Source organism: Aquitalea sp. S1-19 (genome assembly GCF_024343515.1).
Genome location: NZ_RJTZ01000062.1, coordinates 1 through 19,694 on the forward strand (window position 1 = coordinate 1; position 19,694 = coordinate 19,694).

At 58.1% G+C, this 19,694-nt stretch carries 19 protein-coding genes and 2 riboswitches; of the genes, 9 read left to right on the forward strand and 10 right to left on the reverse strand.

The window, feature by feature from the left end; translation table 11 throughout:
* The 9 genes from gcvP to EGI20_RS10620 all read right to left on the reverse strand — a co-directional run.
* A partial coding sequence (gene gcvP / locus EGI20_RS10580) for an aminomethyl-transferring glycine dehydrogenase (protein ID WP_498631426.1) occupies positions 1–1,904 on the reverse strand: 1,904 nt, incomplete at its 3' end.
* An 82-nt stretch (positions 1,905–1,986) separates the two neighbouring features.
* Entirely contained in the window at positions 1,987–2,373 is a 387-nt protein-coding gene (gene gcvH, locus EGI20_RS10585) for a glycine cleavage system protein GcvH (RefSeq protein WP_498631427.1), read from the reverse strand.
* A 93-nt stretch (positions 2,374–2,466) separates the two neighbouring features.
* A complete protein-coding gene (gcvT, locus tag EGI20_RS10590) occupies positions 2,467–3,552 on the reverse strand; it encodes a glycine cleavage system aminomethyltransferase GcvT (RefSeq protein WP_498631428.1) in 1,086 nt (361 codons plus the stop codon).
* 32 nt (positions 3,553–3,584) lie between these two features.
* A riboswitch (glycine riboswitch) is annotated at positions 3,585–3,695 on the reverse strand.
* Positions 3,696–3,712: 17 nt separating this feature from the next.
* A riboswitch (glycine riboswitch) is annotated at positions 3,713–3,802 on the reverse strand.
* Between the two features lie 95 nt (positions 3,803–3,897).
* Complete coding sequence (gene arcC / locus EGI20_RS10595; protein WP_124734804.1) at positions 3,898–4,848, reverse strand: carbamate kinase; 951 nt, start codon at positions 4,846–4,848, stop codon at positions 3,898–3,900.
* Positions 4,849–4,942: 94 nt separating this feature from the next.
* Positions 4,943–5,950 carry an ornithine carbamoyltransferase gene (locus tag EGI20_RS10600; protein ID WP_498631429.1) on the reverse strand — a complete coding sequence of 336 codons (1,008 nt, stop codon included), beginning with the start codon at positions 5,948–5,950 and terminating at the stop codon, positions 4,943–4,945.
* Positions 5,951–6,050: 100 nt separating this feature from the next.
* The gene (locus tag EGI20_RS10605) at positions 6,051–7,280 is read right to left on the reverse strand and encodes an arginine deiminase (protein WP_498631430.1); all 1,230 of its coding nucleotides are present in this window, start codon (positions 7,278–7,280) and stop codon (positions 6,051–6,053) included.
* 101 nt (positions 7,281–7,381) lie between these two features.
* Entirely contained in the window at positions 7,382–8,707 is a 1,326-nt protein-coding gene (locus EGI20_RS10610) for an amino acid permease (protein WP_498631431.1), read from the reverse strand.
* 169 nt (positions 8,708–8,876) lie between these two features.
* The gene (gene gluQRS / locus EGI20_RS10615; RefSeq protein WP_498631432.1) at positions 8,877–9,776 is read right to left on the reverse strand and encodes a tRNA glutamyl-Q(34) synthetase GluQRS; all 900 of its coding nucleotides are present in this window, start codon (positions 9,774–9,776) and stop codon (positions 8,877–8,879) included.
* 111 nt (positions 9,777–9,887) lie between these two features.
* Positions 9,888–11,066 (reverse strand): sensor histidine kinase, encoded by a 1,179-nt coding sequence (locus tag EGI20_RS10620; RefSeq protein WP_498631433.1) that lies wholly within the window; start codon positions 11,064–11,066, stop codon positions 9,888–9,890.
* Between the two features lie 182 nt (positions 11,067–11,248).
* On the opposite strand from EGI20_RS10620, the gene EGI20_RS10625 reads away from it, so the two are divergent.
* The 9 genes from EGI20_RS10625 to EGI20_RS10665 are packed head-to-tail and all read left to right on the forward strand — an operon-like array spanning position 11,249 to position 19,471.
* The gene (locus EGI20_RS10625) at positions 11,249–12,196 is read left to right on the forward strand and encodes a chemotaxis protein (RefSeq protein WP_498631434.1); all 948 of its coding nucleotides are present in this window, start codon (positions 11,249–11,251) and stop codon (positions 12,194–12,196) included.
* 34 nt (positions 12,197–12,230) lie between these two features.
* Positions 12,231–13,172 carry a chemotaxis protein gene (locus tag EGI20_RS10630; protein ID WP_498631435.1) on the forward strand — a complete coding sequence of 314 codons (942 nt, stop codon included), beginning with the start codon at positions 12,231–12,233 and terminating at the stop codon, positions 13,170–13,172.
* 44 nt (positions 13,173–13,216) lie between these two features.
* Positions 13,217–13,606, forward strand: coding sequence for a chemotaxis response regulator CheY (cheY, locus tag EGI20_RS10635; RefSeq protein ID WP_124734796.1), 390 nt, complete (start codon positions 13,217–13,219; stop codon positions 13,604–13,606).
* A gap of 32 nt (positions 13,607–13,638) precedes the next feature.
* Entirely contained in the window at positions 13,639–14,376 is a 738-nt protein-coding gene (cheZ, locus tag EGI20_RS10640; RefSeq protein WP_498631436.1) for a protein phosphatase CheZ, read from the forward strand.
* A gap of 49 nt (positions 14,377–14,425) precedes the next feature.
* Entirely contained in the window at positions 14,426–16,309 is a 1,884-nt protein-coding gene (locus EGI20_RS10645) for a chemotaxis protein CheA (protein ID WP_498631437.1), read from the forward strand.
* On the forward strand, positions 16,310–17,533 hold the full coding sequence (locus EGI20_RS10650) for an EAL and HDOD domain-containing protein (RefSeq protein WP_498631438.1): 1,224 nt from the start codon (positions 16,310–16,312) through the stop codon (positions 17,531–17,533). It abuts the gene before it with no gap.
* A 29-nt stretch (positions 17,534–17,562) separates the two neighbouring features.
* Positions 17,563–18,231 carry a tRNA (adenosine(37)-N6)-threonylcarbamoyltransferase complex dimerization subunit type 1 TsaB gene (tsaB, locus tag EGI20_RS10655; protein WP_498631439.1) on the forward strand — a complete coding sequence of 223 codons (669 nt, stop codon included), beginning with the start codon at positions 17,563–17,565 and terminating at the stop codon, positions 18,229–18,231.
* Positions 18,228–18,668: a ribosomal protein S18-alanine N-acetyltransferase gene (rimI, locus tag EGI20_RS10660; RefSeq protein WP_498631440.1), complete on the forward strand. Its 441-nt coding sequence runs from the start codon at positions 18,228–18,230 to the stop codon at positions 18,666–18,668. Before tsaB ends, rimI begins: the two co-directional genes overlap by 4 nt.
* A complete protein-coding gene (locus EGI20_RS10665) occupies positions 18,665–19,471 on the forward strand; it encodes a uracil-DNA glycosylase (RefSeq protein WP_498631441.1) in 807 nt (268 codons plus the stop codon). The genes rimI and EGI20_RS10665 overlap by 4 nt, the downstream gene beginning before the upstream one ends.
* 78 nt (positions 19,472–19,549) lie before the next feature.
* On the opposite strand, the gene rpmG is transcribed toward EGI20_RS10665, so the two are convergent.
* A complete protein-coding gene (gene rpmG, locus EGI20_RS10670; protein ID WP_498631442.1) occupies positions 19,550–19,693 on the reverse strand; it encodes a 50S ribosomal protein L33 in 144 nt (47 codons plus the stop codon).
* Between the last annotated feature and the right edge of the window lies 1 nt (position 19,694).

Sequence of the window (19,694 nt, forward strand, 5' to 3'; positions counted from 1 at the left end):
GCGTGCAGCTCGGCCTTGGCCTTGAGATCGGTGAGATCCACATTGCCCAATTCGTCGCACTTCACCACCACCACCTGCATGCCCAGCATCTGCGCGGTAGCGGGGTTGGTGCCGTGTGCCGATTGCGGAATCAGGCACACGGTGCGCGCAACATCACCACGGCTTTCGTGGTAGCGCAAGATAGCGAGCAAGCCGGCATATTCGCCCGAGGCGCCGGAGTTGGGCTGCATCGAGATGGCGTCAAAACCGGTAATCGCCATCAGCTGCGCCTGCAAGCCGGCAATCATTTCGTGATAGCCAACCGCCTGATCGGCCGGGCAGAACGGATGCAGCTCGGCAAAAGCAGGCCAGGTCACCGGCAGCATCTCGGCCACGGCGTTCAGCTTCATGGTGCACGAGCCCAGACTGATCATGGAATGATTCAGTGCGAGGTCGCGGTTTTCCAGACGCTTGAGGTAGCGCAACATTCCGTGTTCGGTGTGGTACTGGTTGAACACCGGATGGGTCAGGATGGCCGACTCGCGCTTGAGCGCAGCAGGAATCGCATCTGCGGCGGCAGCATCCAGTGCGGCGACATCGGCCGCCTGGCCGGTAAAGAGTGTGATCAGGAAGGCCAGATCTTCATGACTTGCCTGCTCATGGAAGGCCACCGCCAGCACGCTGTCGCCGACGCGGCGCAGGTTGTAACCGGCAGCGAGCGCAGCAGCGTATACGCTGGCCGCCTGGTCACCCAAGTCGACCTCGACCGTGTCGTAGAAGCGGTCATATACCAGCTTGCCGCCAGCAGCCTGAACGGCGTGGCCGAAAATCGCGGCCAGACGATGGATGCGGGTGGCGATGCGGCGCACCCCCTCCGGGCCGTGGTACACGGCATACATGCCGGCCAGGTTGGCCAGCAATACTTGCGAAGTGCAGATATTGGAGTTGGCCTTTTCGCGGCGGATATGTTGCTCGCGCGTTTGCAGCGCCATGCGCAGCGCGGTCTTACCCTTGGCATCCACCGACACACCGATAATGCGCCCCGGTGCGGCGCGCTTCATATCTTCGCGGAAGGCGAAATAGGCGGCGTGCGGACCGCCAAAACCCATAGGCACACCGAAGCGCTGGGTATTGCCCACCGCCACATCGGCGCCCATTTCGGCCGGCGACTTGATCAGCACCATGGCCATGATGTCGGCGGCGACAATCGCCACTGCACCGCGCGCCTTGGCAGCGGCAATCGGCGCGCTCAGGTCCAGCAGATCACCACCTGCGCCGGGCAACTGGAACAAGGCACCGAAGTAGTCGGCATTGCCTGCCTCTTCCGGATGCCCCAGCACCAGCTCAAAACCAAAATACTTGGCACGGGTGCGGATCACATCCAGCGTCTGCGGCAGCACGCGGCTGTCGATAAAGAAGGCTTCGGATTTGGATTTGGACACCCGGCGCGCCAGCGTCATCGCCTCGGCGGCGGCAGTGGCTTCATCCAGCATGGAGGCGTTGGCCATCTCCAGACCGGTCAGGTCGATCACCATCTGCTGGTAGTTAAGCAGCGCTTCCAGACGGCCTTGCGCAATCTCGGCCTGATACGGGGTATAAGCGGTATACCAGCCGGGGTTTTCCAGCACATTACGCAGAATCACGTTCGGCAGGCGGGTCGGGTGATAACCCAGGCCAATGAACGATTTATTGATAATGTTCTTGTCGGCGATCGCTTTGAGTTTGGCCAGCGCTTCGGCTTCGGTCATCGCATCAGGCAGATCAAGCTTGCGCCCGAAACGGATGGCGGCGGGGACGGTTTGTCCGACCAGTTCGTCAAGGCTGGCCACGCCCAGCGTCGCACACATGGCGGCGCGCTCGGCATCGTTCGGGCCGATATGGCGACCGATGAATTCCTGATGGTTGAACAGTTGTTCTAGCGACATATCGCTTCCTTTTTTGGCCGGAGATGGGTTTGACACGGCAAAAAAAACCCCTGACCGGTCAGGCGGCAGGGGCGGGGTTAAATCAGGCGCCGATTTCGGCGGCGTAAGCGTCGGCACTCATCAGTGCGTCAAGGTCGGCCACATTGGCCGGACGGATGCGGAAGAACCAGCCCTCGGCATAAGGGGCGGAATTGGCCAGCTCCGGCGTACCTTCCAGCGCCTCGTTGACCTCCAGCACTTCACCGGCAATCGGGCTGTATACATCGGACGCGGCTTTCACCGACTCGACGACACCGGCCTGCTCGTCCGCAGCCAGCACGGCACCGGCTTTAGGCAGCTCGACAAACACCACATCACCCAGCAACTCCTGTGCGTGTTCGGTGATACCGACGGTGACGGAGCCATCGGCTTCCAGGCGCAGCCATTCATGGCTGGAGACGTATTTCAGTTCGGTCGGGATATGGCTCATGCGGGTTTCTCCTGTAGATGCTTTAGACTGGGGATCCGGAATCCGGGAGCCGTGACGCACCGCAAGCGGCGGCCCCCGGTTCCCGGATTCCGCTTATTCGAATACCTTCTTGCCGTTACGTACAAACGGCATCTTGACCACGCGCACCGTCGTTAAGGTGCCGCGCAGGTCGACCTGGGCATGCTCGCCGGTCGCTGCCGGCACGCGGGCGATGGCGATGGAGTGCTTGAGGGTCGGCGAGAATGTGCCGCTGGTGATGATGCCTTCGCCCATCCCCTCGACCACGACTTTCTGTCCTTCGCGCAACACGCCGCGTCCTTCGAGCACCAGCCCGACCTGACGCATGGCAACACCGGCCTCCTTTTGCGCCTGAAGCGCGGCACGGCCGATAAAATCGCGGCTGTCTTTCATCGCCAGCGTCCAGCCCATGCCGGCCTCCAGCGGCGAAACCTGCTCGTCCATGTCGTGGCCGTAGAGGTTCATGCCGGCTTCCAGACGCAGGGTGTCGCGCGCGCCCAGGCCTATCGGCGCAACGCCGGCTTGTTGCAGTTCACGGAAGAAAGCGTCGGCTTCGGCAGCTGGGATCATGATTTCCAGACCGTCTTCACCGGTGTAACCGGTGCGTGCAACAAACCACTCACCAAAAGGCAGCCCCTGAAAGACTTGCAGCGCACGGATGGACTCGGCCCAATCCGGCTTGACGGCACACACCTTGTCAATGGCGTTCGGGCCTTGCACCGCCAGCATGGCCAGATCGCGGCGCGGACGCAGCGTGACATCAAAGCCGTCAAGATGTGCATCCATCCACGCCAGATCCTTGGCGGTGGTGCCGGCATTGACCACCATGCGATAGCCGTCCTCGGCCAGATAAACGATCAGGTCGTCCACCACGCCGCCTTGCTCGTTCAACATGCCGGAATACAGTGCCTTGCCGACAAAACCGAGCTTGGCCACATCGTTGGCGATCAGGGTCTGCAGCCAGCGCTTGGCATCGGCACCGCTGATGTCGATCACGGTCATATGCGACACGTCGAACATGCCGGCGTCGCTGCGCACGATTTCATGCTCTTTCAGTTGCGAGCCGTAATGGATGGGCATATCCCAGCCGGCGAAATCGACCATCTTGGCGCCGGCGTCTAGGTGTGCTTGATACAAGGGGGTACGTTGGGCTGCCGTCATGGTGATCCTTACATAGGGGAGATATCAGCTATCTACACCCCTCTGTCCGGTCACCTGAGATTTTCCGCAAGCACGCTATCAGCGCGTTGCGTTAGCCCCTTCGGTGGATGCCGCATCGGGCATCGCTCTCCAGAGTCGGTGGGCCAATCCGTTTACCGGCCCGTATGATGCAGTCCTTTTGCCTGAGCGATTGCGGGTGCGCTTGCGCCTTCGGCGGCGGCATAAAGCCGCTCTCTCCTGCATGATGTGCGGATTATCGCGGGAGATGCGGGATAAGTAAAGGCGGGAATGGGAAGCGGGAGCAGGGACTGGACATCATCCCCGTTCCCGATCCCCTGCCCTGCATCAATACCAGACGATCCCGTTCACCTCGGTGGTGATGATGGTGCCGGCGTTGCCTTTGACGATTTCTTCGATATCTTCCAGCGCGCCGATCACCGCACGCTTGCCGGTCAGGCGGGCAAACTCGCAGGCAGCCTCCACTTTTGGCCCCATCGAGCCGGCGGCAAAGCCCAGTTTGTCCATTTCATCCGGGTGCGCCATCTTGATGGCTTTGGCGTCCGGCGTACCCCAGCCGACAAACACGCTGGCTACGTCGGTCGCGATAACGAAATAGTCGGCATCGATTTCACGCGCCAACAGCGCCGAAGACAGATCCTTGTCGATTACGGCTTCGACCCCAATCAGCGTTTTTCCGGTCTCGTCATACATGGTCGGAATCCCGCCGCCGCCGGCAGCGACCACCACCACGCCTTTTTCGATCAGCCAGCGTATGGGACGCATCTCGAAAATGCGCTTGGGCTTGGGACTGGGCACCACACGACGGTAGTAGTCGCCATCGGCCTTCACTGTCCAGCCCCTGTCGGCGGCCAGCTTGTCGCCCTCTTCCTTGGTGTACACCGGGCCGACAAACTTGGTCGGATTGGCAAAGGCCGGGTCTTTCGGATCAACTTCAGTCTGGGTCAGAATGGTGGCAATCGGCACTTCGAATGGCAACTCGTTGCCCAACTCCTGCTCGATCATATAGCCGATCATGCCCTCGGTTTGCGCCCCCAGCACATCCAGCGGATACGGGGTCACCGTAGAGTCAACCAGACGGGCATATGCATCGTTCTGCAAACCAAGCAAGCCCACTTGCGGGCCGTTACCATGACACATCACCAGGTTATGCCCCAAACGGGTGACGGCAGCCAGTTGTTTGGCTGCGATCTTGACGTTGGCACGCTGGTTGTCGGCGGTCATGGCTTCGCCACGACGTTGCAGGGCATTACCGCCCAAAGCGACTACTACACGCATGATGTTTCCTCTCCTAGCCGGCTACGCGCCAGCTGCAAGGCAAAACAAAGGCCGACCGCCCTGAGGTCGTGCCGGCCGCTTGGGTCTGAAAAAATCAGCTACCGATGGTGGCAACCATGATGGCCTTAATGGTGTGCATGCGGTTTTCCGCCTGCTCAAACGCCAGACAAACGGGGCTTTCAAACACCTCGTCAGTCACTTCGATACCGTCGGCAAACTCCGGAGACTGGGCAGCAATCTGCTTGCCGACCTTGGTTTTGGTGTTATGGAAAGCCGGCAGGCAGTGCATAAACTTGATGTTCGGGTTACCGGACGCAGCCATCAGCGCAGCATCGACGCGGAATGGCTTGAGCAGTGCGATACGCTCGCCCCAACGCTCGATCGGCTCGCCCATCGATACCCAGACATCGGTATGAATAAAGTCGGCGCCCTTGACCGCGACTTTAGGATCGTTGGTCACGGTCAGGCGAGCGCCGGTTTGCTTGGCGATTTCGTGGCACTGCTTGACCAGTTCGGCATCCGGCTCCAGCCCTTTCGGCCCGCCGATACGCACATCCATCCCCATCATGCAACCAATCACCATCAGCGAGTGGCCCATATTATTGTGCGCGTCCCCTACATAAGCGTAGGCAATCTGCGACATCGGCTTGTCGCAGTTTTCGGTCATGGTCATCACATCGCACAGCATCTGGGTCGGATGCCATTCATCGGTCAGGCCATTAAACACCGGCACGCAGGAGTACTTAGCCAACTCCTCCACATCATCCTGTGCAAAACCGCGAAACTCGATGCCATCGTAAAAACGGCTGAGCACGCGCGCCGTGTCGGCAATGCTTTCCTTGTGGCCAAGTTGCGAGCTGGACGGGTCGATATAGGTCACATGCGCACCCTGATCATGGGCAGCGACTTCAAACGAACAACGGGTACGGGTCGAGGTTTTTTCGAAGATCAGCGCGATATTCTTGCCTACCATGCGCTGTTCTTCATTGCCGGCGTATTTGGCCCGCTTGAGATCCCGCGCCAGATCCAGCATGTACTTGATCTCACGCGGGGTGAAATCCAGCTCTTTCAGAAAATGACGACCTTTGAGGTTGAAAGCCATTTGATACTCCTGAGGATAAAGGCTGCTATCACGCCCTCTCCGGCACGGCATAAGTATGCCAGGAGAGGATACACACAACGGAAAATGGGAAGACTGACGCTCAAGGGGTAATGGCGTCGCGCACCAGCGGACAGGTCATGCAATGGCCACCGCCACGACCGCGCCCCAACTCGGAGGCAGGAATCTCGATCACCTCGACGCCAGCGTCACGCATCAGCTTATTGGTATAGGTATTACGGTCGTAGGCCACCACCACGGAGCGATCTAGTGCAACGACGTTATTACCGTCATCCCATTGCTCGCGCTCGCGCTGAAAGGCATCACCACCGGTTTCCAGCACGCGCAATTTGGGCAAGCCCAAAGACTGGGCAACAACTTCCAGGAAAGGCTGGCTATGGCGCTCAAACTTGAGCTCGCCGGGTTTGTCACCCGCAGTGATACTGGTGCAGATGATTTCGTTGACGACGTCGGGGAAGACGGAAACGAAATCGTAATCGAGGAAGGAGAATACCGTGTCCAGGTGCATGGCGCCGCGACTCTTGCCCATCTGGCAGGCAATCACTTTGGTCGGGCCATCCGGATGACCGATCGCATTTTTAGCCACCTGCACCACCGCTTGCGGCGTTGTGCGCTCACCCATACCGATCAGTGCCACACCATTGCCGATAGGCATGACATCGCCGCCCTCCAGCGTGGCCGGGCCATGATCGACGTCGCTATTGCCCCACCAGGAGTGCACCTTGCCGGCAAAGTGGGGGTGGAAATTGTAGATGGCCTCCATCAGCAGCGTCTCCTGACGCCGCGCCGGCCAGTACATCGGATTGAAAGTCACCCCGCCATAGATCCAGCACGAAGGGTCGCGCTGGAACAGCATATTGGGAACGGGCATGGTGACGAAGTCGGACTGATCCAGATAGCCGCCGAACAAGCCTTTGGCATCAAAAGGAAGCTCGAATTTGGCGATGCCGCCAACCAGATGATCCGCCAGTTGCTTGGACGGCATTTCATCCAGCCAGCTTCTGAGGTCAGCCAGCATGCCGACACCGACGGTATTGGGGCGGATCTTGCGATCCAGTACCCAGTCGCGTGCCAGCTTGTCGTCCATGGTCGCGGCAAGCATGTCATGCGCTTCCAGCACCTCGATACCGCGCGCGCGCATCTGCCCGGTAAAGTAATCATGATCCTGCTGGGCACGCTCGACCCAGATCACATCATCAAACAGCAAGTCGTGACAATTGCCCGGAGTCAGGCGCTTGTGTGCCAGATTAGGCCGGCACACCATCACGCTGTGCAGCTTGCCGCACTCGGAGTGAACACCAAATTTGCTCATGACGCTTCCCTTTTCCATCACAAAAAATGGAGACCGGGAAGACCCATCTTGCCCGGCTACCGCCTTGGTTATAGCAAAGCGTTAGCCATAAGCCGGACAATTTACTGAGCGTCTGCACGTTCCTTGATTTGCCATACGTACACCGGCAAACCGAGCAGCAGCAGGATAATGCCCCACATCACAACTTCTGCACCCGAGCCGTAAATCGCCCACAGCGAATATAGAAAACCGACGGTTGAAAAGGCCAGCGGCGCAATCCAGTCCCGTGCAGAAAACTGCTCTCGACGCTGCAACATGACCGCCAGCAAAGCCATGGCGCAGAAGGCATACGGCAGCAAGGTCGTTGCAGTGGCCAGCAAAATTACGAATTCGAAAATCTTGACCCCGCCATCGCCACCAGCATATTTCAAAGCCAGCAGCACGGTCACCAGCGAGCTGGACAGCACCAGACCGAAGCTTGGAACGCCCTTGGCATTGTGGCGCGAAAAGGCCTTGGGAAAGAGTCGGTCCTTGGCTGCCGCCGCCGGAATATGTCCCTGCATCAGACACCAGCCGTTAAGCGCACCGAAGCAGGCGATAATCGCACCGCCACCGACTGCATAATAGGCCCAGTCACCCCACAACAAGCGCGCGGCGTCGGCAAATGGTGCGGGCGAACTGGCCAGCGCATGAGCCGGCATCAGCCCCATCAGGGCAATGGTACTCAGCATGTAAAGGCCGGCGGCCAGCAAGGTGCCGATCACCGTGGCGCGCGGAATGGTTTTCTCCGGATTCTGCACATTTCCGGCGGGCACCGAGGCCGACTCCAGGCCAAGAAAGGCCCACAAGGTCAAAGCCATGGTGGCGGCCACCGAGCTCATCACCGGCTTGCTTTCCGGGTTGAACACCAGGTTGTCGGTATTCATATGGATGAAACCGAAAATGGTCACCGCAGCCAAAGGCACCAGCTTGATAATGGTGGTCACCACAGCCACGACCCCTGAGCTTTTGGCACCATTCAGGTTGATCAGCGTCACGATCCACACCAGCAAAATGGCGGCAGCACCGGCAAACAGATTACTTCCGCCTACCGCAGGAATAAAGACCTGCAGATAACTGGCTGCCGCAACGGCCAGCGCGGCATTACCCGCCCATAGTGCAATCCAGTAACCCCATGCGATCCAGAAACCGGCAAAATCACCAAAACCCTCATGGATATAAGCGTAAGGTCCGCCCTCTTTAGGAATGATGGCGGCCAGACGGGCAAAAACCAGAGCCAGACAGATCGCACCGGCCGAGGTAATGGCCCAGCCTATCAGTGAAATGCCTCCATAAGGCGCGAGCGAAGCCGGCAGCAGGAAAACGCCGGAACCTATCATATTGCCCAGCACCAGCGCCGTGCACATCCAGACACCCAGCACCCGCTTATTTTGCTTCACACTACTCATAACTGCTCTCCGCAGGCAGGCTGCACGCAGCCAGTCTTGAAAACTTGTGCACCGGCAGGCGCACACAGAATGACCTGACGGGGGCCAGACATCGGCCATGCCCCCAATACGGGATACATGCATAAAGCCGACATAGATTCCCCCTTATAAAAGTGAATGTGTTGGTAAGTCATGCGCCATCGCTAACAAGTACAGGTCCGGCAGGCACCCGCGATAGCGACCAGTTTGCCCGCGCCCATTGCCACAACGAGGCGAGATCCATCCCGCTTTCCGGCGGAGTGTGCCCCAGTCGCGCCAACGCCAGCGCCAGTTCGGCTGCGGCATGATCGCTATTGATAGCAGGCGCCAGCGTCTGTTTGGACAACTTCTCCCCTGCATCATTGACTAGCAAAGGCAAGTGCACATAGCGTGGCACTTCCAGATTCAATGCCTGCATCAGGGCTATCTGGCGCGGCGTAGACACGAGCAAGTCGGCACCACGCACCACATCACTCATGCCCTGTGCCGCATCGTCCACCACCACCGCCAACTGATACGCCCAGAAACCATCGGCGCGCTTGAGGACAAAATCGCCGATCTCGCGCGACAAATCCTGAGCATAGTGCCCTTGCAGCCCATCAACAAAGGCAACAGTCCCTTCGGGCACATGTAATCGCCATGCCCGCCCCGCTACGCCTGCCGGCAACCCCGCCCGGCAAGTACCCGGATAAACATAGCCTTCTATGCCGCGCTGTGCATGGGCGGCAATCTGCTGCCGCGTACAGGCGCAGGGATAGGCATGCCCTTGCATCGCCAACTGCGCCAAAGCGTCCTGATAAAGTGCATGGCGCCTGCTCTGGTAGACCACCTCGCCGTCCCACTCAAACCCGAACGACTCCAGCGTGGACAAAATTGCATCGGCAGCGCCCGGCATTTGCCTTGCCGTATCCAGATCCTCGATACGCAGCAGCCAGTCCCCGCCTCGCGTGCGCGCCTCCAGATAGCTGCCCACGGCGGTCGCAAGCGATCCTGCGTGCAACAAGCCGGTAGGGCTGGGGGCAAAGCGCCCACGATAAACGGGTCCGGTCATAAGGCAATGTGCTTGCAACATGTCAAAGCAGCACGACACGTGACTGCAAAATACAAAAAAAGGGGATCTTTTTAACCGAAGTGCCGCACCGAGTAAACATAGAAAGTGGATTTAAGCATTATCCGGCCGGCTTGATGGCGGCAAATTGAAGCGCATTTCAAAGCGTGCGCCCTCCCACCTGCTACGTCCAACCAGGACTTGTCCAGCCATTTCATCCGCCACTTTTTTAACAATGGCCAGGCCCAGACCGGTCCCGCCCACCCGCCCGGAAAAGAAAGGCTCGAAAATACGCGCACGTATCTCGTCGGCAATGCCGGGACCCGAGTCTTCTACAGCAAAAACCAATACGCCCTCGTTGATTTCCAGCGTCAAACCCAGATGGCCAGTGACCGGAGTATGGGACAAGGCATTTTCCGCCAGCGCCACCCAGCTGGAGAGCAAAGCCTTGCGCTCCCCCGGCAGAACCACATCCATCTGTGACGACCGCATGCAATGCAGCGTCAATTGCCGCGCTTCGCACTGTGGCCGCAGCATGGCTTCAAGTTCGTCAAACAGTTCGGCCAACGCTACAGGCTCGGTCAGGGTCGAGGTGCGAACAAAACCCAGCATATTCTGGATCAGTCCCTCCAGCGCGCGCAGGCGGTCGACTATTTTTCCGGAAAAGCGCTGGCGCTCGGCATCGGGCAAACCCGCATGCTGCAAATTAGCGGCATACAACATCGCGGTTGCCAGTGGCGTTCTCAATTGGTGCGCCAGAGAGGCCGCCATCCGCCCCATGGACGCCAGTTTTTCCTGAGTGGACAAGGCTGCATGCAATTGATGCAAGTGCGTCACATCATGCAACAACAGCAAACTGCCATCCGGCAGCGCACACTGCTGGATCGTGATGCGCCGTGCAGATGTAGCGGCCTGTACTTCAAACGTGTCGTCGGCACCGACGCTGTGCAGTAAGCGGCAGTGCAAATCCGGCCAGCACGCACCCTCAGACAGGCCTGGCAACATGGCCATGGATGCAGGATTAGCCATGACCACCTGATCGTTGCGGTCAATTTCAACCACGCCGGCTGGCAAGGACTCAAGCAACAAGGACAGGCGCTCGGCCAGCGCGCCGTTTTCCGCCGCACGGCGCAACAACTCATCATTGGCCGCAGCCAGCTTGCCATTCAGCACCGCAACCTGCTCTTCAAGTAGCTGATAAGCACCAATCAGCTCACCGGAAACCTGATTGAACTGGGCAAAAGCGGCTTCGAGCCGGCTCTTTTCGCTAAAGACTGTAACTTTATCTGTCATTCACTCAGCTTCAGTTTGTAAAAATTGGTTTAACCGTAGGATAATGCACCTAGTTGTATGTACTAAAAAAAGACACCAGCCTGAATACCTGCAATATGGCTGGATGCTTTTTCTGCCCCAGGCGCGGATCAGGGGCGGGAATACCAGAAAATCAGCAAGCTATATCAGTACCGGAGGTTTTTGTGTCTGAGTTACTTAAAAAAATCGATGCCCGAACCAAACTGGCGGGCACGAACAAGCTGGAGATCCTGCTTTTTTCACTGGGCATAGATCAGCGTACCGGACGTAAAGAAACCTTCGGCATCAATGTATTCAAGGTGCGTGAGGTCATGCGCACACCGGAAATCACCTCGGCTCCGGAAATGCCAAGCTCAGTCGAAGGCATGGTCAGTCTGCGCGGCACACTGGTTCCCGTGATCGATCTGGCCAAATACGCCGGGGTAATTAGCGAAAAACGACCGGAAATCATGATCGTGACCGAATACAACGGCCACACGCAAGGATTTCTGGTCGAGGCCGTCGATACCATCCTGCGTCTGGACTGGTCTGCCATGCGCGTCCCGCCCGACATGATCACCAACCGCATGGGCGGGCTGGTGACGGCGATCACCGAGCTGGACAAGGGCACGCTGGTCATGATGATGGACGTAGAAAAAGTCCTGGCCGAAACCGCCATGTCCGAAGACAACGACAGCCATCACTTCGCCAATATCGAACCGGTTCAGCACGACTGCATGGTGTACTTTGCCGATGACTCGGCTGTGGCACGCCGCCAGATCGAACGCACGCTGAAAGCGATGGGCGTGCGCTTCAGCTTTGCCCCCAACGGCATGCAGGCTTGGGAAGATCTGCAAAAAATAGCGACACAGGCCGAACTAGCCAACAGCAAAGTCAAAGATAGCGTGCAGCTGATTCTGACCGATGTGGAAATGCCGGCGATGGATGGCTATATGCTGACGCGCATGGTCAAGACCGACCCGCGCTTTGCCGGCATCCCGGTACTCATGCATTCCTCGCTGTCTGGAAACTCCAACCAGAAGCTGGGCGAGTCCGTCGGCGTCGATGCTTATGTCTCGAAATTCGAGCCGCAAAAGCTGTCGATGAAGATTCGTGAAATGCTCAAGCTTTGAGCCTCGGCTAGACAAACGGATTGAGGGAAACAAATTGACCTTATCAGCGACTGATGCCTCTTTGCTTGCTTCGGTAGATGCACGCACCAAGCTTGCCGGCTCCAACAAAATGGAAATCCTGCTGTTCTCGCTGGGCACGCGCGAAACCTTCGGGATCAATGTATTCAAAGTACGCGAGGTCTCACAAACTCCGCATATCACCAAGACGCCCAATATGCCGCAAGGCGTGGAAGGTGTTATTTCGCTGCGTGGCAATATCATCCCGGTGATCTCGCTGGCAAAGTTCATCGCCAGTGGCGACACCACGCGCAAATACGAAACCATGATCGTGACCGAGTTCAACCGCAGCACCCAGGCCTGTCTGGTGGACTCGGTGGACCGCATCATTCGTGTTGACTGGGACAAGGTGCGCGCACCGGAAAACATGTTCAATGCCAGTGCGCAAACACTGATTACGGCGGTGACCGAGCTTGAAGATGGCAAGCTGGTCTCTATCCTCGACGTCGAGCAGATCCTCGCCAGCGCCATCGGTGAAACCAAGGTGCCGGATGTCCCGCAAGCGCAGACCAGCAGCGAGCAATTCGCCTTTTTTGTCGATGACTCGGTCGTGGCGCGCAAGGAAATCACCAGCGTTCTGGAGAAAATGCGCGTCAAATACCATCAGGCAACCAATGGCCGTGAGGCGTGGGATAGGCTGCAAGCCTTTGCCAGCCGCCGTTTTGGCGAGGGCGAATCGCTGCATGACACGCTCAAGCTGATTCTGGTCGATGCCGAAATGCCGGAAATGGATGGCTATGTACTGACGCGTCTGATCAAGGCGGACCGCCGCTTTGACGGCATCCCGGTCGTGATGCACTCCTCGCTGTCATCCAATGCCAACCGGGCCATGGGCGCCAGTGTAGGTGTCGATGCCTATGTAGCGAAATTCGACCCTGTTGTTTTGGCCGACACGCTACTGCCATACCTGCAAGGGTAGTAAGATAGCCCGCACTATTAGATTCAATCAGGACTTAAGCACTCATGGCAGACAAGAACACTCGTTTCCTCGTCGTGGATGATTTCTCCACGATGCGACGCATCGTCCGCAACCTGCTCAAGGAACTCGGCTTCACCAATGTCGACGAGGCCGAAGACGGGCAGGTTGCCCTGCACAAACTCAAGAATCAGAGTTTCGACTTTATCGTCTCGGACTGGAACATGCCGAATATGACCGGCATTGAGCTGCTAAAAGCAGTCCGTGCCGATGCCCAGCTGCGCCACCTGCCATTTATGATGATCACCGCCGAAGCACGACGGGAAAACATCATAGAAGCCGCAACAGCCGGTGCCAGCGGCTACATCGTCAAACCGTTTACCGCAGCCACGCTGGAAGAGAAGCTCGGCAAAATATTCCAGGCCATGGGTAAGTAAGCCACGCGCAGCCTGCTTGAGGAGTCAGAAACGTGTCGGAAAATTTGATGGAAAGCGGCGACTCGCCGGATCTTGAAGCGCTCTTTGACAGCATTGCCAGCCAGCATCAGCAGTGGCAAGCCCCTGGCGCTGCCGTAGCGAGCCAGCCTGCCGCCACGCTGGATGCCCAGATTGAGATCTACGCGCAAATCGGCCAGATCACACGCAAGCTGCACGACACCTTGCGCGAAATGGGCTACGACAAGTCGTTAAGCAAAGTGGCCGAAGCCATTCCCGACGCCAAGGGCCGTTTGTCCTATATCGCGACGCTGACGGAGAATGCGGCCGAACGCGTATTGAATGCGACCGATATTGCCCGCCCGATCCAGGACAGACTGGAAAAAGATGCGCGCGAACTGGGTGCGCAGTGGGATCAGGTGTTTGCCAACCAGATGCCGGTCGAAGACTTCAAGCGCCTGGCTGCCAGCACCCGCGACTACCTGAATCAGGTACCGCAACATACCGGCGATACCAATACCCAGCTGCTTGATATCGTAATGGCGCAGGACTTTCAGGATCTGACCGGTCAGGTGATCAAGAAGGTCATGGAAATGGTCAAGGTTCTGGAAAGCGAACTGATCTCGGTCCTGATTGAGCACTCGCCGGCAGAGAAAAAAGTCGATCTTGAACCCTCTTTGCTAAACGGGCCGGTCATCAACCCTGAAAACCGCAGCGATGTCGTGACGAGTCAGGAGCAGGTTGACGATCTGCTTGAAAGCCTGGGCTTCTGATTCCGGGCAATACCCGAACAAAATAACGCAAACAAGGAAGGAAGCCGCAATGAGCGAGTTTGCCGGCATGGAAGAACTGCTTCAAGACTTCCTGCTTGAGTCCTCCGAGCTGCTCTCGGACGTTGACAACAAGCTGGTCGAGCTGGAAAAGCACCCTAACGACAAAGCGCTGCTGAATGATATTTTCCGCGGCTTCCACACCATCAAGGGCGGTGCCGGCTTCCTGAATGCCGCGCCCATGGTGACCTTGTGCCACCGTACAGAAAACCTGTTCGATAAGCTCAGAAATGGCGAACTGACCCTGTCGCAAGGCTTGATGGATATCATCATGGACTCGACCGGTGCCGTGCGCGACATGTTCGGGCGCATGGGACAGGGCATCATGCCCGCCTCGCCCGATGCGGCTTTGCTGCAGGCACTGGATGCGGCGCTGGCCGGCCAGAATGTCGACCGTCCAGCCCATCACTCGGCTCCAGCCCCTGCCGTGCAGGCAGCGGCCGTGCCCGCGCCCAACAGCCCGGATTGGGCACTGCTGCACAGCGCCATCACTCAGGCCGCTTCCCCGCTGCGCACCGAAGCTGCGCCTGTGGTACAGGCCGCTCCAGCGCCGGCGCAAGCGCCCGTGCCGGTCCATGCTCCGGCCGAGCAGGCGGCACCTGCGCGCCAGAATATCAAGCAACAGCCCGTGACGGGCAATGCCATGCCGCAACAGCAGGAAAACACCATCCGTATCGATACCGTGCGCCTGGATCAGGTACTCAACCTGTCCGGTGAAATCGGTCTGACCAAAAACCGGCTGACCACCTTGCGTACCGAAATCCTGCAAGGCAATACCGAGGCGCACACGCTGCGCTCGCTGGATGAGGCGATCAGCCAGCTCGACTTGCTGGTCGGCGACCTGCAAAACGCGGTGATGAAAACCCGCATGCAGCCTATCGGCCGCCTGTTCCAGAAATATCCGCGTCTGGCACGCGATCTGGCACGCCAGCTGGGTAAAGAAGTCGAGCTGATCATTACCGGCGAAGAGACCGAGCTGGACAAGACCATGATCGAGGATCTGAACGATCCGCTGGTGCATCTGGTGCGCAATGCGGTCGATCATGGCGTCGAGTCAACCGAAGAGCGCATTGCCGCCGGCAAGAGTCCGCAATCTGCCGTCCATCTGTCGGCCGAACAAGTTGGCGATCACATCGTGATTTCCATTACCGATGACGGCAAGGGCATGAGCGCCGAAATGCTGCGGCGCAAAGCAATCGAAAAGGGACTGATCGATGCGGAAACGGCCAACTCGCTGGATGAAAAGCAATCGCTGCAGCTGATTTTCCTGCCCGGTTTTTCCACCAAGGACCAGATTTCCAGCGTGTCCGGACGTGGCGTCGGCATGGATGTGGTACGCACCAATATCCAGAAGCTCAATGGCCGCATCGACATCAACTCGATCCAGGGCGAAGGCACCCGCATCAGCATTTCGCTGCCGCTGACGCTGGCCATCCTGCCGGTGCTGGTGGTGCGCGTCTGCGACCAGCCGTTTGCCGTTCCGCTAGCCATGGTCAGGGAAATCATCCCGATCGAGCCTGCCGCCATGCAGGAGGTCTCCGGCCGGCCGACTATCGTCGTTCGTGATGAAATCCTGCCACTCAAGACACTGACCGGCCTTCTGGGCTGGGCACCGACCCAGGCACCCGCCTTTGGCGTGCTGATGCAGTCGGCTGAACGCGCCTTTATTCTGGCGGTCGACTCTTTTGTCGGTCGCGATGATGTCGTAATCAAGCCGCTAGAAAACATCCGCCCCAAAGGCGTCGCAGGTGCAACGCTCTCGGGTGACGGCTCTGTCGTGCTGGTACTGGACATGGAAGACCTGCTTAAAGCGCAGCAAGAAGCCGCCATCGGCCAAAGCACCACCTCTCGCCACCTCGACTTGTTAACTTATTGAATGAATTCAATTTCTACCTTTATCGGCCGCCAGCCTGTTACCGACAGGCAACAGCAGATCATTGCCTATGAGCTGCTGTTCCGGCGCGATGAAAACAGTACGGACAGCGGGCTATTTTCGCCGCTGGAAGCAGACACCCGCATACTCACCGGCATTCTGGGAGATATTGGCAGCGGAAAATTGCTCAAAGACAAGCTTGCATTCGTTAATGTGGGAGAAACCATGTTAATGAGCGAGCTGGTCGAATTGCTACCCGCACGCAAGATCGTACTTGAGCTGTCAAGTGACCTTCCCCCCTCACGCGAGATACTCGACCGCATGCGCATGCTGCGCGGTCAGGGGTTCAGCTTTTCACTCGATTGCACCGGGCTGGAGTCTGGGAATGAAGCCTACTTCGACCAGATTCGCTATGCCAAGATCGATATCCAGCACGAAACACCGCAGCAATTCATGCACATGAATGCGCAGCTCAAGAGCTACCCTATCCTGCGCATCGCCAAGCGGGTAGAAACGCCGGCTCATTACAGCATCAGCCGCGAGCTGGATATGGATGCCTATCAGGGCTTTTATTTCGCCAAGCCGGAAACGGTCAGCGCAACCACCATTCATCCCGGCATGGTCAATACGCTGCGTCTGCTCAATCTGGTGCGCAACGATGCCGATGCTGACCAGATTGAGGCCGTTCTCAAAACCGATCTGGCGCTTTCCTTCAAATTGCTGCGCTTTGTCAATTCGGCCGCCGCAGGCCAGCACATGCGGATCACCTCGTTTTCGCACGCAATCATCGTACTGGGCTACCGCAAGCTGTACCGCTGGCTGACCCTGCTTCTGGTCAGCAATGATGAAAACGGCCGGATCAGCCCTTCCTTGCAAAGAACGGCTATTATCCGTGCCCGCCTGATGGAAAACATAGGCCGCCAGCAAGGCCTGAATCAGGACGGTTGTGACCTGCTATTTATCAGCGGCATGTTCTCTCTGCTGGACGTCATCCTGAAAGTCCCCATGCTGGAGGCTTGCCGTCATTTGCAGCTGCCACAAGAAGTCGAGGCGACCTTGCAAGGCAAACCCGGTACCGGTGCTTCGCTTCTTTCACTGGTCAGGGCGCTGGAAGCGCCGGAACTCGGAAAAATCAGCTGTTTAGCAGATGCCATATCCATGCCGGCAGCACAATTGAACGAATTGCACATCGAGGCACTCGGTTGGGCCGAAGATCTGGGTTTATAATCGGCGTTTTGCCGCCCGATCTGCCTGCAATGAACCTACTGTCCATCGACACCACGACCGACTATCTGTCGCTTGCCATTCGTCACAATGGCAAGCATGTCCTGTTCCATCAGCAGGTTGGCCAGAAACATGCCGAACTGCTGCTGCCTACGCTGGACGCTTTATTGGCCGAACTGGGCATCGCGCTATCACAACTTGACGCTATTGCCTTCAGTCAGGGACCTGGCTCGTTTACCGGCATCCGCATAGGCTGCGCCATCGCCCAGGGACTGGCTTTTGCCAATGCCCTGCCCATGATGGCCATTCCTACACTGGACACCATCGCGATTCAGGCGAGCGGCGCGCCCGCGCTGGTCTGCATGGATGCACGCATGGGGCAGGTTTATTGCGCGAAGTATGATGCGCAAGCACAACGCATCGACGCCATCCGCGTGTGCGACCCACAAGACGTCATGCTGGAAGACGGCCACTGGAACGCGCAAGGTGATGGTTTCAGCCACTACGCCGATGCCCTGCTGCCACGCCTGGCAGCACGGATCAACAGCGTCGACTCCACACTACGCCCACACGCCAATGCCCTGATTACGCTGGCAGACAGCGGGCGCTACCCGCTTCAGCCTGCCCAGCAAAGTGAAATTCTGTATGTGCGCAATAAAATTGCGCTGACCAGCGCCGAGCAAAAGGCTCGCCGCTCATGAAATGCATACGCGCGGCCACACCTACCGATATGGCTCAACTGGCCCGGCTTGAAGCCGCCGCCAGTCCGCATCCGTGGAGTGAGCGCGACTATCAGGACTCGCTGCAAGCCGGTCACCAGTTTGCCTTATGCTGCAAGCAGGACGAGATTCTGGCCTGGGCAGTCAGCATGACCATACTGGATGAAGTCCACCTGTTGAATATCGCCACCAGTCTGCCCCATCAAGGCCAAGGCCATGCCAGACAGCTGCTGCAGGCCGTCATGGACAGCGCCAGGGCGCAAGGCGCGTACCGCATGCTGCTGGAAGTACGCGAGAGCAACCATGGTGCACGCCAGCTTTACCTGAAAACCGGCTTCAGCCAGAACGGGCTGCGCAAGCATTACTATCCATCGGAAAATGGCCGCGAGCACGCCATTTTAATGGAGGCCATCCTATGAGCCGGCGCCTGAGCCTGGTCGAAGCCATGGGACTCGGCCCGCTATGGCAAAGGCGCGGGGTGGAATATGTCTATGCCAGCACGGCAGCGGCAGAAGCCGCCCCTGCACTGCAGGCAGATTCGCTACCGGCAAGTACGCCCGCCACGACCATACCTCAGCCAGCCGCCCCCCAAAACACGATTCTGCCCACGGCCTTGCCGGTGCATGCAGTCGCCCTGCACAATACAAAAAACCTGCAAGGTTTAAGCTTGAGCGAACTCAAGGCAGAGGTCGCCCGCTGCCAGGACTGCAGGCTTAGCAACACGCGTAACCAGACTGTATTCGGTAGCGGCAGCCCACAGGCACGCTGGCTGTTTATTGGCGAGGCGCCCGGAGAAAACGAGGATTTGCAGGGCGAGGCTTTTGTCGGCGCAGCCGGCATGCTGCTCAACAATATATTGCAGGCGGCCGGGCTGGATCGCGAACACGATGTCTATATCACCAACATCCTGAAGTGCCGTCCGCCGATCAACCGCAACCCGCAAGCCGATGAAGTTGCCGCCTGTCAGGTTTATCTGGCCGCCCAGATCGCCTTGCTCAAACCCGAACTGATTGTGACGCTGGGGCGTTTTGCCAGCCAGACCTTGTTGCAAAGCAAGGCCAGCATCGGCCAGCTTCGCGGGCAGGTGCACGACTATCAGGGCATCCCCTTGGTTGCCAGCCTGCATCCGGCCTATCTGCTGCGTAACCCGCAGGAAAAAGCTGCCGTATGGCGCGATCTGCTACTGGCCAAAAAGACATTGCAGGCAGCCAATAAAGACTGAGCAGGAAATACAGATAAAAAAAACCCTTCGCCGTGCACCAGCGAAGGGTTCTTTACGATCAAGTCAAAGATATCAAGCTTACTTAAGCTTGGTTTCCTTGTAGATCACATGCTTGCGGACAACAGGATCAAATTTCTTGATCTCCATTTTCTCAGGCATAGTGCGCTTGTTCTTGGTCGTGGTGTAAAAGTGGCCAGTGCCAGCAGTCGATTCGAGCTTGATC

Coding starts and splice junctions, on each gene's coding strand:
- gcvH (WP_498631427.1), bottom strand. CDS start 2,373: ATGAGCCATATCCCGACCGAACTGAAATACGTCTCCAGCCATGAATGG.
- gcvT (WP_498631428.1), bottom strand. CDS start 3,552: ATGACGGCAGCCCAACGTACCCCCTTGTATCAAGCACACCTAGACGCC.
- arcC (WP_124734804.1), bottom strand. CDS start 4,848: ATGCGTGTAGTAGTCGCTTTGGGCGGTAATGCCCTGCAACGTCGTGGC.
- EGI20_RS10600 (WP_498631429.1), bottom strand. CDS start 5,950: ATGGCTTTCAACCTCAAAGGTCGTCATTTTCTGAAAGAGCTGGATTTC.
- EGI20_RS10605 (WP_498631430.1), bottom strand. CDS start 7,280: ATGAGCAAATTTGGTGTTCACTCCGAGTGCGGCAAGCTGCACAGCGTG.
- EGI20_RS10610 (WP_498631431.1), bottom strand. CDS start 8,707: ATGAGTAGTGTGAAGCAAAATAAGCGGGTGCTGGGTGTCTGGATGTGC.
- gluQRS (WP_498631432.1), bottom strand. CDS start 9,776: ATGACCGGACCCGTTTATCGTGGGCGCTTTGCCCCCAGCCCTACCGGC.
- EGI20_RS10620 (WP_498631433.1), bottom strand. CDS start 11,066: ATGACAGATAAAGTTACAGTCTTTAGCGAAAAGAGCCGGCTCGAAGCC.
- cheY (WP_124734796.1), top strand. CDS start 13,217: ATGGCAGACAAGAACACTCGTTTCCTCGTCGTGGATGATTTCTCCACG.
- EGI20_RS10645 (WP_498631437.1), top strand. CDS start 14,426: ATGAGCGAGTTTGCCGGCATGGAAGAACTGCTTCAAGACTTCCTGCTT.
- EGI20_RS10650 (WP_498631438.1), top strand. CDS start 16,310: ATGAATTCAATTTCTACCTTTATCGGCCGCCAGCCTGTTACCGACAGG.
- tsaB (WP_498631439.1), top strand. CDS start 17,563: ATGAACCTACTGTCCATCGACACCACGACCGACTATCTGTCGCTTGCC.
- rimI (WP_498631440.1), top strand. CDS start 18,228: ATGAAATGCATACGCGCGGCCACACCTACCGATATGGCTCAACTGGCC.
- EGI20_RS10665 (WP_498631441.1), top strand. CDS start 18,665: ATGAGCCGGCGCCTGAGCCTGGTCGAAGCCATGGGACTCGGCCCGCTA.